At 71.5% G+C, this 14,509-nt stretch carries 12 protein-coding genes; 3 read left to right on the forward strand and 9 right to left on the reverse strand.

All coding sequences use genetic code 11. The features are described 5' to 3' along the window. Positions 1-32: 32 nt before the first annotated feature. From ACFYWQ_RS26850 to pgsA, 7 genes are all read right to left on the reverse strand, one after another. Positions 33-785: a YebC/PmpR family DNA-binding transcriptional regulator gene (locus ACFYWQ_RS26850; RefSeq protein ID WP_389519644.1), complete on the reverse strand. Its 753-nt coding sequence runs from the start codon at positions 783-785 to the stop codon at positions 33-35. Between the two features lie 74 nt (positions 786-859). Then, the gene (gene pdxT / locus ACFYWQ_RS26855) at positions 860-1,471 is read right to left on the reverse strand and encodes a pyridoxal 5'-phosphate synthase glutaminase subunit PdxT (RefSeq protein WP_389519646.1); all 612 of its coding nucleotides are present in this window, start codon (positions 1,469-1,471) and stop codon (positions 860-862) included. Between the two features lie 7 nt (positions 1,472-1,478). After that, positions 1,479-2,384 (reverse strand): pyridoxal 5'-phosphate synthase lyase subunit PdxS, encoded by a 906-nt coding sequence (gene pdxS, locus ACFYWQ_RS26860; RefSeq protein ID WP_389519648.1) that lies wholly within the window; start codon positions 2,382-2,384, stop codon positions 1,479-1,481. A 288-nt stretch (positions 2,385-2,672) separates the two neighbouring features. Continuing rightward, positions 2,673-3,215, reverse strand: coding sequence for a hypothetical protein (locus tag ACFYWQ_RS26865; RefSeq protein ID WP_389519650.1), 543 nt, complete (start codon positions 3,213-3,215; stop codon positions 2,673-2,675). A 589-nt stretch (positions 3,216-3,804) separates the two neighbouring features. Then, on the reverse strand, positions 3,805-4,989 hold the full coding sequence (locus ACFYWQ_RS26870; protein ID WP_389519652.1) for a glycosyltransferase family 4 protein: 1,185 nt from the start codon (positions 4,987-4,989) through the stop codon (positions 3,805-3,807). Next, positions 4,986-5,921: a phosphatidylinositol mannoside acyltransferase gene (locus tag ACFYWQ_RS26875; protein WP_389519654.1), complete on the reverse strand. Its 936-nt coding sequence runs from the start codon at positions 5,919-5,921 to the stop codon at positions 4,986-4,988. The genes ACFYWQ_RS26870 and ACFYWQ_RS26875 overlap by 4 nt, the downstream gene beginning before the upstream one ends. Next, complete coding sequence (pgsA, locus tag ACFYWQ_RS26880) at positions 5,918-6,640, reverse strand: phosphatidylinositol phosphate synthase (RefSeq protein ID WP_389519656.1); 723 nt, start codon at positions 6,638-6,640, stop codon at positions 5,918-5,920. Before pgsA ends, ACFYWQ_RS26875 begins: the two co-directional genes overlap by 4 nt. Before the next feature lie 295 nt (positions 6,641-6,935). Between pgsA and ACFYWQ_RS26885 the strand changes: the two genes are divergently transcribed. Next, positions 6,936-9,131: an elongation factor G-like protein EF-G2 gene (locus ACFYWQ_RS26885; protein ID WP_389519658.1), complete on the forward strand. Its 2,196-nt coding sequence runs from the start codon at positions 6,936-6,938 to the stop codon at positions 9,129-9,131. A gap of 233 nt (positions 9,132-9,364) precedes the next feature. Then, positions 9,365-11,017, forward strand: a complete 1,653-nt coding sequence (locus tag ACFYWQ_RS26890) for a hypothetical protein (protein ID WP_389519660.1) — start codon at positions 9,365-9,367, stop codon at positions 11,015-11,017. Positions 11,018-11,202: 185 nt separating this feature from the next. Here ACFYWQ_RS26890 and ACFYWQ_RS26895 read toward each other — a convergent pair whose 3' ends face one another. Beyond that, the gene (locus tag ACFYWQ_RS26895) at positions 11,203-11,766 is read right to left on the reverse strand and encodes an HIT family protein (RefSeq protein ID WP_389519662.1); all 564 of its coding nucleotides are present in this window, start codon (positions 11,764-11,766) and stop codon (positions 11,203-11,205) included. Positions 11,767-11,833: 67 nt separating this feature from the next. Here ACFYWQ_RS26895 and ACFYWQ_RS26900 point away from each other — a divergent pair, with 67 nt between their 5' ends. Next, on the forward strand, positions 11,834-12,502 hold the full coding sequence (locus ACFYWQ_RS26900; RefSeq protein ID WP_389519664.1) for a potassium channel family protein: 669 nt from the start codon (positions 11,834-11,836) through the stop codon (positions 12,500-12,502). A gap of 28 nt (positions 12,503-12,530) precedes the next feature. On the opposite strand, the gene thrS is transcribed toward ACFYWQ_RS26900, so the two are convergent. Continuing rightward, positions 12,531-14,507: a threonine--tRNA ligase gene (thrS, locus tag ACFYWQ_RS26905; RefSeq protein WP_389519666.1), complete on the reverse strand. Its 1,977-nt coding sequence runs from the start codon at positions 14,505-14,507 to the stop codon at positions 12,531-12,533. Positions 14,508-14,509: the final 2 nt, after the last annotated feature.

Raw genomic sequence — 14,509 nt, forward strand, 5'->3', positions numbered from 1 at the left:
CGGCCCGTCGGCCGGTGCGGCCCGCGGTGGGGTTACGCGTCGACCTTCTCCATGACCTCGTCGCTGACGTCGAAGTTGGCGAAGACGTTCTGCACGTCGTCGCTGTCCTCCAGCGCGTCGATCAGCTTGAAGATCTTCTTGGCGCCCTCCTCGTCCAGCTCGACCTGCATGGTCGGGACGAAGTTGGCCTCGGCGGAGTCGTAGTCGATGCCGGCGTCCTGGAGGGCGGTGCGGACCGCGACCAGGTCGGTGGCCTCGCTGAGGACCTCGAAGTTCTCACCGAGGTCGTTGACCTCCTCGGCACCCGCGTCCAGGACCGCCCCGAGGACGTCGTCCTCGCTGAGCTCGCCCTTGGGGACGATGACGACGCCCTTGCGGTTGAACAGGTACGACACGGAACCCGGGTCGGCCATGGAGCCGCCGTTGCGGGTCATGGCGACGCGGACGTCGGAGGCGGCGCGGTTGCGGTTGTCGGTGAGGCACTCGATGAGCACCGCGACGCCGTTCGGCCCGTAGCCCTCGTACATGATCGTCTCGTAGTCGGCGCCGCCGGCCTCGAGACCGCCACCGCGCTTGATCGCGGAGTCGATGTTCTTGTTCGGGACCGACTGCTTCTTGGCCTTCTGGACGGCGTCGTAGAGCGTCGGGTTGCCCTCGAGGTCGACCCCGCCCATGCGCGCCGCGACCTCGATGTTCTTGATCAGCTTCGCGAAGAGCTTGCCGCGCTTGGCGTCGATCACGGCCTTCTTGTGCTTCGTCGTAGCCCATTTAGAGTGGCCGGACATCTGCCTGTCTCCTTCGCGTAACCCATCTGGTACGTACGCCCCCGGCCCTGAAGCCCGGGGGACCCCAGGAGATCCTACAAGGACTCCGTCGCCCGCTTCGCGCGCACCATCTCGACGAACAGGGAGTGAACGCGGTGGTCACCGGTCAGCTCCGGGTGGAACGACGTGGCGAGCGCGTCGCCCTGGCGCACGGCGACGATGTGGCCGTCGTGCTCGGCGAGCACCTCGGTCCCGGCGCCGACCGACTCCACCCAGGGGGCGCGGATGAAGACGCCCTCGACCGGGTCGCCCTCGACGCCCTTGACGTCGACCGCCGCCTCGAAGGACTCGTTCTGCCGTCCGAAGGCGTTGCGGCGCACGATCATGTCGATGCCGCCGACGGTCTCCTGGCCCGAGCGCGGGTCGAGGATCTTGTCGGCGAGCATGATCATGCCCGCGCAGGTGCCGTAGACGGGCATGCCGTCGCGCACGCGCGCGCGGAGCGGTTCCATCACGCCGAACAGGGCGGCCAGCTTGGAGATGGTGGTGGACTCGCCGCCGGGGATGACGAGGCCGTCGACTCCGGCGAGTTCCTCGGGGCGCCGCACCGGCCTGGCCACGGCGTCGGCCGCGGCCAGGGCGATGAGGTGCTCCCGTACGTCGCCCTGGAGCGCCAGGACGCCGATGACAGGGGCTTCGTGGGACATGGGGTGGTTACCAGCCACGGTTGGCGTAGCGCTCGGCCTCGGGGAGGGTGTCGCAGTTGATGCCGACCATGGCCTCGCCGAGGTTGCGGGACGCGTCCGCGATGATCTTCGGGTCGTCGTAGAAGGTGGTCGCCTTGACGATGGCGGCGGCGCGCTTGGCCGGGTCGCCCGACTTGAAGATGCCGGAGCCGACGAAGACGCCCTCGGCGCCGAGCTGGCGCATCAGGGCGGCGTCGGCCGGGGTGGCGACGCCACCGGCGGAGAACAGCACCACCGGGAGCTTGCCCAGTTCGGCGACCTCCTTGACCAGCTCGTACGGGGCGCGCAGCTCCTTGGCGGCGGCGTACAGCTCGTGGTTGTCGTAGCCGCGCAGCCTGGCGATCTCGTTCTTGATCTGGCGCAGGTGGCGGACGGCCTCGACGACGTTGCCGGTGCCGGCCTCGCCCTTGGAGCGGATCATCGCGGCGCCCTCGGCGATACGGCGCAGGGCCTCGCCGAGGTTGGTGGCGCCGCAGACGAACGGGGTCGTGAACGCCCACTTGTCGGAGTGGTTGACCTCGTCGGCCGGGGTGAGGACCTCGGACTCGTCGATGTAGTCGACGCCGAGGGACTGAAGGACCTGGGCCTCGACGAAGTGGCCGATGCGGGACTTGGCCATGACCGGGATCGAGACGGCTTCGATGATGCCCTCGATCATGTCCGGGTCGGACATGCGGGCCACGCCGCCGTCCTTGCGGATGTCGGCCGGGACCCGCTCCAGGGCCATGACGGCCACGGCTCCCGCGTCCTCGGCGATCTTCGCCTGCTCCGGCGTGACGACGTCCATGATCACGCCGCCCTTGAGCTGCTCGGCCATACCGCGCTTCACGCGCGCGGTGCCGGTCTCGGGAGCCTGGTTGTCGGTGATGGACACGGGATGACCTCACTGGGATGGAGACGGGTTCGCTTCGAGCACCGAGGAAACGCGATTGGACCAGTCCACAGCAAGGGCCAATGGGAAGGCGGTGGATCCTTTTGGGTCGGTGACCCGCCGAAGGGGCGCCGTCTCGCGCGGTCCCGGCTCACGCGGTTCGGGCTCGCGCCGCGCGGTTCCGTCTCGCGCCGCGCGGTTCCGTCTCGTGCGGTTGCGGCTCACGCCGCGCGGTTCCGTCTCGTGCGGTTGCGGCTCACGCCGCGCGGTTCCGTCTCGTGCGGTTGCGGCTCACGCCGCGCGGTCGGTCAAGGTCGTCGGCGGTTCGTCGTCCATCTCGAAGGCCATCGGGAACGGGGCGTGGCCGGCCAGCCGGAACCAGCGCACCTTGCGGTGCTCGCGCAGTCTGCGGGCCGCGCCCACGGCGTCGTTGTGGAAGCGGCGGGCCATGGGGACCCGGCGGACGGCCTCCGTCAGCTCCAGGGCCGCGGCCTCTCCGCCGGGCACCTCGCGGACGGCCTCCACCTGCCGCGGGTCGGCGAAGACGGCGCGCAGCGCCTGGCTGAGTTCGCTCTCGGCGACCTCCCGCTGCTCCTCCTCGGCCTGCCGGGCGGCGTGCGCCGCCTCGTACAGCACGATCGACGCCGCCGGGTCGAGCACCCCGGAGGTGGCGAGTTCCTGGGCGACGGAGGCCCTGCGCAGCAGTTGCGCGTCCAGCGCGGCGCGGGCGGCGTCGATGCGGGCGTGCAGCCGGTCCAGCCGTCCCGCGGTCCAGCTCAGGTACAGGCCGATCGCGACGAGGACGACGAGGATCCAGATGAGGGTTGCGGTCACGGGCCGCAAGGCTACCGGGGACGTCCGGCGGGCCGGCCGGGTCCCGCGGCGAGACCACCGACCCGCCCGACGACACCCAGGCCCCGGCTTCGGCCCGGATTCCGGCTTGGCCCGGCCGCCGGCTTCGGCCCGGGTTCCAGCTTGGTCCGGCGCCGGCCCCCGGCTCCCGCTTCGGACCAGCCTGCGGCTTCCGCCCGAATCCCGGCTTGACCCGGCCCCCGGCTTCCGCCCGGAACCTGCCTTTCGCCCGGAACCTGGCTTTCACCCGGAACCTGGCTTCGAGCTAGCCTCGGGCTTCTGCCCGGCTCCCGGCTCCCGGCTCCCGGCACCCGCCCGGCCCCCGGCTTCCGCCCGGGCGGCGTCACCGCTGGGGGTGAGCCCCGGTTCGCCGCACAAGGAGCCTGGGCAGGCATCGGCGTACGCGCACGCACGCGCGCGTCCTGCCGCTGTCCGTACCGCGTCCGCCCTGGCCGTCGGGCGTCCAGACCGTCGTCGCGCCGGGGCACCGCGCCAAGGACAGCCACCGTCACAGCGGCACCGCGCCACCGGCCCGAGCCGCGTCACCGCCCCCGTGCCGCCCAGCCGCCCCTCAGTCCCGCGCCAGCCCCAGCCGCGCCCGCAGTCCGCCGCTCCCGCTGCCGCCGCCCGGGGTGCGTTCGTCGGCGGCCACCGCGGCCGCGCCCGCCGTCACCGTCTCGTAGACGGAGAGGATGTCGGCGCCGACGGTGGACCAGTCGAAGCGCCGTACGTGGGCACTGCCGCGTTCCCGCAGCTCCGCCAGGCGGGCGGGGTCCCCGAGGAGCCGTACGGCGGCGTCGGCGAGTGCGTCGGCGTCCTCGTTGGCGAAGAGTTCGCCCGCCGCTCCCTGGTCCAGCACCTGGGCGAAGGCGTCCAGGTCGGAGGCGAGGACGGGGGCGCCGGCGGACAGGGCCTCGACCAGGATGATGCCGAAGCTCTCGCCGCCGGTGTTGGGGGCGACGTACAGGTCGACGCTGCGCAGGAAGTGGGCCTTGTCCTCGTCGCTGATCATGCCGAGGAACTCCACGCGGGAGCGCAGTTCCTCCGGCAGGCCGGCCACCGCCGCCTCCTCGTCGCCGCGCCCGGCGATGAGGAGGCGGGCCTCCGGCCGCTCCGCGAAGATCGTCGGCAGCGCCCGCATCAGGACGGGCAGGCCCTTGCGCGGCTCGTCGATGCGGCCCATGAAGCCGATGGTCTGCCCCTGCCACTCGGGTCTGGGCTCGGCCTTGGCGAAGAAGTCGACGTCGACGCCGTTGGGGATCACGACCGCGTCCCCGCCGAGGTGCTCCACCAGCGTCCGCCGGGCGTACTCGCTCACCGCGATCCGGGCGCTGATCTTCTCCAGGGCGGCCTGGAGGATGGAGTACGCGGCGATCATCGCGCGCGAGCGCGGGTTGGACGTGTGGAAGGTCGCCACGATGGGGCCCTGCGCCGCCCAGCAGGCCAGCAGGCCCAGCGAGGGCGACGTCGGCTCGTGGATGTGGATGACGTCGAACGCGCCGTCGTGCAGCCAGCGGCGTACCCGGGCGGCGCTCAGGAAGCCGAAGTTCAGGCGGGCCACCGAGCCGTTGTACGGCACTGGCACCGCGCGGCCGGCCGGGACGACGTACGGCGGCACCGGGGTGTCGTCGTCGGCCGGGGCCAGGACGGAGACCTCGTGGCCGAGCCGGATGAAGTACTCGGCGAGGTCGCGGATGTGGAACTGGACGCCGCCCGGCACGTCCCAGGAGTACGGGCAGACGATGCCGATCCTCACGCGGCCCCTCCGGAAGGACGAGAGGGAGGAGCGGGACGCGCCGGGTCGAGGTCCGCGAGCCAAAGCCGCTGCAGCATGTGCCAGTCCTCCGGGTGGTCGGCGATGCCCGTGGCGAAGGCGTTCGCCAGCGCCTGTGTCATGACAGACGTCTTCTCGGCCCGGTTGCCTGCCTCGGGCACCTCGATCGGGGGATGGATGCGGCCCCGCATGACGGGCGAGTCGTCGTACCAGAGCGTGACGGGGAGCAGCAGCGCGCCGGTCTGCTGGGCGAGCAGGGCCGGTCCCGCGGGCATGCGGGCGGTGTCGCCGAAGAAGTCGACCTCGACGCCGGACGCGGACAGGTCCCGGTCGGCGACCAGGCAGACCAGGCCTCCGTCGCGCAGCCGCCGGGCGAGGGTGCCGAAGGCGGTGCCGCCGCTGTGCGGCAGGACCTCCATGCCGAGGCCCTCGCGGTAGGCGACGAAACGGTCGTAGAGGGATTCCGGCTTCAGCCGCTCGGCGACCGTCGTGAACGGGATCTTCAGCTCGGTGGTGACCCAGGCACCGGCGAGGTCCCAGTTGGCCAGGTGGGGCAGCGCGAGGACGACGCCCCGGCCGGCGGCGAGCCCGTCGGTCAGGTGGTGCAGGTCCTTGACGGCGAAGCCGTCCCTGATGCGCTCGGCGCCGAAGGCCGGGAGCCGGAAGGACTCCATCCAGTACCGCAGGTAGGAACGCATGCCCGCGCGCGAGAGCTCGGCCAGGCGCTCGGGGCTCGCGTCGGGCACCACGCGCGCGTAGTTGCTCTCCAGGCGCAGCACGCCCTTGCCGCGCTGCTTCCAGGCGAGGTCGGCGATGGTGTGGCCGAGGCGGACCGCCACGGGCTCGGGGAGCCGCTTGACGGTGCTCCAGCCGAGGCCGTACAGGGCGTCGCTGACCTGGTCCCGGGGGTTCACTTGGCCGCCTCGTGCCCCTCGGTCTCCGGCCGGTCGGAGGCCCCGGCCCCGGACCCGGACCCGGCGTCCGCCGCCCCGGCCTCCGCCGCCGCCTCGGCCTCCGCCGACTCGCGCCGTACGGTGACGACCCGCTGGATCAGCGTGACCAGGCTGCCGACGGCGACGATCCACAGGGCGACCGGCAGCAGGTACTGGATGCCGGGCACGCCGAACGCGTGCAGACCCGCCAGACCGGCCGCGACCAGCGAGACCACCAGCCGCTCGGCCCGCTCCACGAGCCCGTTGACGGCGACCGGCAGCCCGATCGACTCGCCGCGCGCCTTGGTGTACGACACGACCTGGCCGCTGGCCAGGCAGAAGATCGAGACGGCGCACAGGACATCGTCGTCGCCGCCGCCCGCGTACCAGAGCGCGAACCCGCCGAAGATCGCGCCATCGGCCACCCGGTCGAGCGTGGAGTCCAGGAAGGCGCCCCAGCGGCTGGAGCGGCCGAGCTGGCGGGCCATGTTGCCGTCGACGAGGTCGGAGAAGACGAAGAGGGTGATCACCACCGTGCCCCAGAAGAACTCGCCCCGGGGGTAGAAGACCAGCGCGCCCGCGACCACGCCGGCGGTGCCGATCAGCGTGACCGTGTCGGGGCTCACGCCCCGGCGGATGAGAAACGCGGCGAACGGCGTGAGGACACGCGTGAAGAATGCACGCGCGTACTTGTTCAGCATGGCCTTCCCGACGGTCGGTGTGGCCGCGGCCCCTGGTGGCCACCGGCTGGCCCATCGTAGCCACGGGCGCGCGGGGGCGGCCGTCGGGCACCCGGCCCCCCCGTGTCACGGGCCGGCGGGCGGCCCGGTCGCGCGCGCCCGCCACGGGTGCGTGGCGCCGGCGCGTCCCTCGTATGGACGAGCCGTGACGGGAGTGGAAAGCTCGAAGGACCGCGGGCGTCGCCGGAGCCGCCACCGCACGCGGCGCCGCCGTGTCCGCGCCCCCGATGACCTCACCGTGCACGGGAGGCAAGAAATGGGCGACAAGACACACACCCACCCCGGAGCCGCCGGCAGGGCTACGGCGGCCGACCACCCCGCGTCCGTACGGAATGTGGTGTTGGTCGGCCACAGCGGATCGGGCAAGACGACCCTGGTGGAGGCTCTCGCGCTGACGGCGGGAGCGGTGAACCGGGCGGGCCGCGTGGAGGACGGCGGCACCGTGTCCGACTACGACGAGATCGAGCACCGCCAGCAGCGCTCGGTGCAGCTCTCCCTGGTGCCGGTCGGCTGGGACGGCATCAAGATCAACGTCATCGACACCCCCGGATACGCCGACTTCGTCGGCGAGCTCAGGGCCGGTCTGCGCGCCGCGGACGCGGCCCTCTTCGTCGTCTCCGCCTCGGACGGTGTGGACGGCTCGACCCGGATGGTGTGGGACGAGTGCGCCGCCGTCGGCATGCCGCGCGCCATCGTCGTGACGCACCTGGAGGCAGCGCGCGCGGACTTCGAGGAGATGACCCGGATCTGCGCGGAGGCCTTCGGCGGCGACGATCCCGACGCCGTGCTGCCGCTGTACCTGCCGCTGCACGGCCCGCAGGCACCGGACGGGCACGCGCCCGTGACGGGGCTGATCGGCCTGCTGTCGCAGAAGCTGTTCGACTACTCCACCGGGGAGCGCAAGGAGTCCGAGCCCGGTGAGGACCAGCTGCCGCTGATCGAGGAGGCCCGCAACCGGCTGATCGAGGGGATCATCGCCGAGAGCGAGGACGAGACGCTCATGGACCGCTATCTGGGCGGCGAGCAGATCGGCGTCGGGGCGCTGATCGAGGACCTGGAGCGGGCCGTCGCGCGCGGGACGTTCTTCCCCGTGCTGGCCGCCGCCCCCGCGGCCGAGGGCGCCCGCCAGGGCCTCGGCACGGTCGAGCTGCTGGACCTGGTCACCCGCGGCTTCCCGACCCCCCTGGAGCGCGAGGCGCCGGGCGTCACGACCGTCGACGGCAAGCCGCGCGAGCTGACGCCGTGCGATCCGGGCGGGCCGCTGGTCGCGGAGGTCGTGAAGACGTCGTCCGACCCCTACGTCGGCCGTGTCTCGCTCGTCCGCGTCTTCTCCGGCACCCTGCGCCCCGACGACACCGTCCACGTCTCCGGCCACGGGCTGACCGACCGCGGCCACGAGGACCACGACGTCGACGAACGCGTCGGCGCCCTGTCCGCGCCCTTCGGCAAACAGCAGCGCGCCCTGACCCACTGCGTCGCGGGCGACCTCGCGTGCGTGGCCAAGCTGAGCCGCGCGGAGACCGGCGACACCCTCTCCGCCAAGGACGACCCGCTCCTGATGGAGCCCTGGCGGATGCCCGACCCGCTGCTGCCGCTGGCCATCCGGGCCCACAGCAAGGCGGACGAGGACAAGCTCTCGCAGGGGCTGGCACGGCTGGTCGCCGAGGACCCGACGATGCGCCTGGAGCAGAACCAGGACACCCACCAGGTGGTGCTGTGGTGCCTGGGCGAGGCCCACGCGGACGTCGCCCTGGAACGGCTGCGCAGCCGCTACGGCGTCCAGGTCGACGTCGTGACGCACCAGGTCCCCCTGCGGGAGACGTTCGCGGAGAGGTCCGCCGGCCGCGGCCGGCACGTCAAGCAGTCCGGCGGGCACGGTCAGTACGCCATCTGCGAGATCGAGGTCGAGCCGCTGCCGGGCGGCTCGGGCATCGAGTTCGTGGACAAGGTCGTCGGCGGCGCGGTGCCGCGCCAGTTCATCCCCTCCGTCGAGAAGGGCGTCCGGGCCCAGGCGGCCAAGGGGGTGGCGGCCGGGCATCCCCTGGTCGACGTGCGGATCACGCTCCTCGACGGCAAGGCGCACTCGGTGGACTCCTCGGACGCCGCGTTCCAGACGGCCGGCGCGCTCGCGCTGCGGGAGGCCGCGGCCGACGCCCGGATCCATCTGCTGGAGCCGGTGGCCGAGGTGTCCGTCCTGGTCGGCGACGAGTACGTGGGCGCCGTGATGAGCGACCTGTCCGGCCGGCGCGGGCGGGTGCTGGGCACCGAGCAGACGAGTGGCGGGCGCACGCTGGTGCGCGCCGAGGTGCCCGAGATCGAGATCGGCCGGTACGCGGTCGACCTGCGCTCGCTCTCGCACGGCACGGCCCGCTTCGACCGCTCCTACGCCCGGCACGAGCCGATGCCGGTCCAGGTGGCCGAGCGGGTGCGCCAACAGGCGGAGGAGGGTTAGGAGTTGGGAAGAGGCCGTCCCCGAGTGGCCTCAAGTGACCCGTACGGAACGCTTTCCCGCGATTCCTCCGGTTCCTCCGGTTCCTCCGGTTCCTCCGATTCGGCGGGCGGCTTCGGCCGTCCGCCGACGGATGCCGTCGGCTGGAGATACGCTGATGACCTGATCAACAGGTGTGCGGAGTACGGAAGTCGGGAAGGCCGCAGGAGCGAGAGTGGCGGCGAGTGGGGGCGGGAATGACCGTTGAGGACTTCTTCGGGCCACAGGTGCCGAGGACGGGCGGCTCAGGGGGTGCCCCGACATACGCCCTGGCTTCGGCAGCCTATCGGGACACACCGATGGAGGAGATCAAGAAGGCCGACAACGAGTGGCACCAGACCACGGTCAAGGAGGGCCGCCCGTGGGCGAAGATCTTCCGGCCCAACTTCGGTGAGGCCTACTCCCAGGCCGTGATCGACCGCATGCTGGGCGTCGGCCGCGATCCGCTCATCCAGTCCTTCGGCAGCGAACCGCAGGTGGTCGTCGAGCACTGCCTGGCGGCCAGCCGCATCCGTCGGCAGCGCGACCAGAAGCTGACCGGGCTCATGCTGCTGTGCGGGGTGCTCTTCCTGCCGGGTCTGCTGGTCTGGCTGCTCGTCTTCCAGCTGCGGGCCACCATGGGCAAGGCGGACAACAAGCGGGTCTCCGGGCTCGCCACCGGCCTGCTGATCGCCGTCGGCGCCCTCGCCGTGATCTTCCTGCTGCGGATGCCGTTCACCGGCATCGCGGGGTGGTACGCGCGTGGGTGCATCGTGGCCCCCGTGGCCGGCTGGTTCCTGGCCAAGCGGCTCTGCGAGAGCACCGCGAAGGATCTGCGCGAGAACTGGGGCGGGCTGCTGTCCGGCGGCAGCGTCGGCGCGAAGGTCCCCGAGGCGGTGCCCACCAGTCCCGACCAGGCCGCTGCCGAGCAGCTGCGCCAGTCCCTGGCCCGGCTCAGCGCCGAGCAGCAGTCCAACTCGGTCTTCTACGCGGGCCACAAGGGCATCCTCGGCATGGGCACCCGCTGGGGCGCCTGGCACCTCGCCGAGGAGCTGGTCCCGATCGACCCGGTCAAGGGCGTCCACGAGTTCCGCAGCTGGACGGTCGTGAGGGCCATCCACGACGAACTGAGCCTGCTGAACCGGCAGAACCTGAAGACCGGGGGGTTCCCCGCTCCGTCGGTTCGGCACTGGGTCGTCACCCACGTGGGCGCGGGCGCCACGGCGGTGTCCAGGCCCGAGGGCACCGACGTCGAGGCCTACCAGGTCAAGCCGAGGGCCGTCGAGGACATCTGCAACAACCAGCAGTTCGACAGCGGCGACCGGCACTACCTGGGCGTCCAGTGGCCCCACCTGTGGAACGGCAATCTGATCCTCACCATGATGATCACGGTGACCGTGCTGAAGGAGACCCTGCGGATCGAGGTCACCGGACACGCCCTGGGCCCGGTCAACGGGCTGTTCAGCACCAAGCCCTCGGCGCCCAGCAAGCAGGTGGCCAAGACCGTCCGCTTCTGGGAGACCCGGACGGTCAAGCTTCCGCTCGTCACGCCCGACGAGGTGGTGCGGCTGGCCGCCCGCGCCACGATCAGCTGGTACCCGCCGCTGTTGAAGTGGCTCGGCGGCTCGATCGGCCTGCCCGAGCCCTTCGGTCTGCGCCACGCCTGGGCCGACCAGCCCTGGAGCCACCGCTTCATGGCGGACGACGCGCTGCGCACCGCCACGCCGGTGCTGCGCGCGGTGCACCGGGCCGCGCTCAGGGTGCTCAAGGAGCACGACGTGGACACCGACAAGTTCAGCTCGCGCGCGTCGGCGCTCAGCGGGGCGGTGCAGGAGGCGTCCCCGAAGAAGGCCGACACCTACGACGCGTAGCCTCCCGCGGTCGGACCGGACCGGACGCGGACGGCCGGTCTCGGCCAGGGGTGCGGACGGTGGGCCCCGAGGGCCTTTCGGTTCCGGTGGACATCGCGATCCACAGCGAACCGGAAGGCCCTCACCTGTTCAGGATCCCGTGGCCGAGTCCTGACTCACCCGTCCCGAGCCTTCCGGGACGACACCTAGGAAGCCGGCGGCCACGCCTCCGCCAGCATCTTCCGGGTGTCCGCCAGCAGCTGCGGCAGCACCCGGGTGTGCCCCACGACCGGCATGAAGTTCGTGTCGCCGCCCCAGCGGGGCACGATGTGCTGGTGCAGGTGCGCCGCGATGCCGGCGCCCGCCACCGAGCCCTGGTTCATGCCGATGTTGAAGCCCTGCGCGCCGGACGCGGTGCGCAGCGCGGTCATCGCCTGCTTGGTCAGCTCACCTAGCTCGGCGGTCTCCGGCCCCGTCAGGTCGGTGTAGTCGGCGACGTGCCGGTAGGGGACGGTCATGAGGTGGCCGCCGTTGTACGGGTACAGGTTCAGCACCGCGTACACGTGCTCACCGCGCCGGACGATCAGCCCGTCCTCGTCGGATTTCGCCGGGATCGAGCAGAAGGGGCAGCCGTCGTCGGCCCCCGGGCCGGTCGGCTTGTTCTCGCCCTGGATGTAGGCCATCCGGTGGGGCGTCCACAGGCGCTGGAACGCGTCCTGCGTCCCCACTCCGATCTGCTGCTCCGGCTCACTCGTCATGCAAGGCAGCATATGGCTTCGCCCGTTCGCGACGTGTCGCCGGGGTTGCGGCGCGACCTGCGCGGGCCAAGCTGGGCCGATGGACGAAGTCGGCCGTCAGGCCCGCTGGGAGCGGCGCACCGAGCTGCCTCTGGCCGTCGCCTCACTGGTGTTCCTCATCATGTACGCGATCCAGGTCCTCGCCCAGGGCCTGCCGGGCGCATGGCGGGACCTGTGCGCGGCGGTGATGTACCTCGCCTGGCTGATGTTCGTGGTCGACTACGGGGTGCGCTGGCGGCTGAGCGGGCAGGGGCTGCGGTTCGTCCCCGCGCACAAGCTGGACACCGTGGTCGTCCTGCTGCCCCTGCTGCGCCCGCTGCGGGTGGTCAAGGTGTACGAGGCCGTCCAGCGCCGGCACGGTGAACCCCGGCTGTCGCTCTACGCGCGCGTGATCGCCTACGCCGGGGTGACGACCGTCCTGCTCGGCTTCGCGTGCTCGCTCGCCGTCTACGACGAGGAACGGGGGGCGCCTGGCACCCAGATGCACACCTTCGGGGACGCGCTGTGGTGGGCGTGCGCAACGCTGACCACGGTCGGCTACGGCGATGTCGTCCCGGTCACGGCCCGGGGCCGGGTGATCGCCGTCGGCCTGATGATGTGCGGGCTGGCGCTGCTGGGCGCGGTGACGGGCTCGTTCTCGTCGTGGCTGCTCCAGGTGTTCTCGCTGGAGAGCGACCGCCGGAACGGCGGCGGGCCCTCGGAGGACTGAGCTCTCCGAGGGCCCGCGCACCGGGGGATCAGACCTGGGCCCGCTCCTCGACGACCTTCGCGATCTTGGCGATGGCCTCGTCGAACGGGATGCCGTTCTCCTGCGAGCCGTCGCGGTAGCGGAAGGACACCGAACCGTTCGACATGTCCTCGTCGCCCGCGATGACCATGAAGGGCACCTTCTGCTTCTGGGCGTTGCGGATCTTCTTCTGCATCCGGTCGGAGGAGGAGTCGACCTCGACGCGCAGCCCCTGCTTCTTCGCGGCGGCGGCGAACTTCTCCAGGTACTCCACGTGCCCGTCGCCGATCGGGATGCCGATCGCCTGGACCGGCGCCAGCCACGCCGGGAAGGCGCCCGCGTAGTGCTCCAGGAGCACCGCGAAGAACCGCTCGATCGAGCCGAAGAGGGCACGGTGGATCATCACCGGGCGCTGCTTCGAGCCGTCGGGGCCGGTGTACTCCAGGTCGAAGCGCTCCGGCAGGTTGAAGTCGAGCTGGATGGTCGACATCTGCCAGGTGCGGCCGATGGCGTCCTTGGTCTGGACGGAGATCTTCGGGCCGTAGAAGGCGGCGCCGCCCGGGTCGGGCACGAGCGGCAGGCCCTGCTTCTCGGCGACCTGGCGCAGGGTCTCGGTCGCCTCCTCCCAGACCTCGTCGGAGCCGACGAACTTCTCCGGGTCCTTGGTCGACAGCTCCAGGTAGAAGTCGGTCAGACCGTAGTCGCGCAGCAGGCCGAGGACGAAGGTGAGCGTCTTGTCGAGCTCCTCCGACATCTGCTCGCGGGTGCAGTAGATGTGCGCGTCGTCCTGGGTGAAGCCGCGGGCCCGGGTCAGGCCGTGCACGACGCCCGACTTCTCGTACCGGTACACGGTCCCGAACTCGAAGAGGCGCAGCGGGAGTTCACGGTAGGAGCGGCCGCGCGCGTCGAAGATCAGGTTGTGCATCGGGCAGTTCATGGGCTTGAGGTAGTAGTCCACGCCCTCGTCGAGCTGCATGGGCGGGTACATGCCGTCGGCGTACCAGTCCAGGTGGCCCGAGGTCTCGAAGAGCTTCCCCTTCGTCGCGTGCGGGGTGTAGACGAACTCGTAGCCCTCCTCCTCGTGGCGGCGCCGCGAGTAGTCCTCCATGACCCGCCGGACGATGCCGCCCTTGGGGTGGAAGACCGCGAGACCGGAGCCGATCTGCTCCGGGATGGAGAACAGGTCGAGCTCGCTGCCCAGCTTGCGGTGGTCGCGCTTCTCGGCCTCGGCGAGGAAGTCCAGGTACGCCTTCAGCTCGTCCTTGGACGGCCAGGCGGTGCCGTAGATGCGCTGGAGCATCGGGTTCTTCTCGCTGCCGCGCCAGTAGGCGGCCGCGTTGCGCATCAGCTTGAACGCCGGGATGAGCCGGGTGGAGGGCAGGTGGGGACCGCGGCAGAGGTCCTTCCAGCACAGCTCGCCGGTCTTGGCGTCCAGGTTGTCGTAGATCGTCAGCTCGCCGGCGCCGACCTCGACGTCCGCGCCGTCGTCGGAGGACGCGGAGCCCTTGAGGCCGATCAGCTCCAGCTTGTACGGCTCACCGGCCAGCTCCTCGCGGGCCTCCTCGTCCGTCACGACCCGGCGGGCGAACCTCTGCCCGCGCTTCTGGATCTCCTGCATCTTCTTCTCGATGGCCTTGAGGTCATCGGGGTGGAACGGCTTCTCGACGTCGAAGTCGTAGTAGAAGCCGTCCTTGACGGGCGGGCCGATACCCAGCTTGGCCTCGGGGAAGAGCTCCTGCACGGCCTGGGCCATGACGTGCGCGGTGGAGTGGCGCAGGATGTTGAGGCCGTCCTCGGAGGAGATCTCGACACCCTCCACGGTCTCGCCGTCCCGGAGCTCGTGGGCGAGGTCCTTGAGCTCACCGCCCACCCGCGCGGCGACGATCGAGCGCTCGCCGGCGAAGAGGTCGGCGGCCGTAGTGCCCGTCGTCACCACGCGCTCTTCCCGCTCGGAATCGCGTTGGATGATCACACGGACGTCTGACACCG

It is taken from the genome of Streptomyces sp. NPDC003247, from assembly GCF_042888135.1.
GTDB lineage: Bacteria > Actinomycetota > Actinomycetes > Streptomycetales > Streptomycetaceae > Streptomyces.

Coding starts and splice junctions, on each gene's coding strand:
- ACFYWQ_RS26850 (WP_389519644.1), bottom strand. CDS start 785: ATGTCCGGCCACTCTAAATGGGCTACGACGAAGCACAAGAAGGCCGTG.
- pdxT (WP_389519646.1), bottom strand. CDS start 1,471: ATGTCCCACGAAGCCCCTGTCATCGGCGTCCTGGCGCTCCAGGGCGAC.
- pgsA (WP_389519656.1), bottom strand. CDS start 6,640: ATGCTGAACAAGTACGCGCGTGCATTCTTCACGCGTGTCCTCACGCCG.
- ACFYWQ_RS26885 (WP_389519658.1), top strand. CDS start 6,936: ATGGGCGACAAGACACACACCCACCCCGGAGCCGCCGGCAGGGCTACG.
- ACFYWQ_RS26890 (WP_389519660.1), top strand. CDS start 9,365: ATGACCGTTGAGGACTTCTTCGGGCCACAGGTGCCGAGGACGGGCGGC.
- ACFYWQ_RS26895 (WP_389519662.1), bottom strand. CDS start 11,766: ATGCTGCCTTGCATGACGAGTGAGCCGGAGCAGCAGATCGGAGTGGGG.
- ACFYWQ_RS26900 (WP_389519664.1), top strand. CDS start 11,834: ATGGACGAAGTCGGCCGTCAGGCCCGCTGGGAGCGGCGCACCGAGCTG.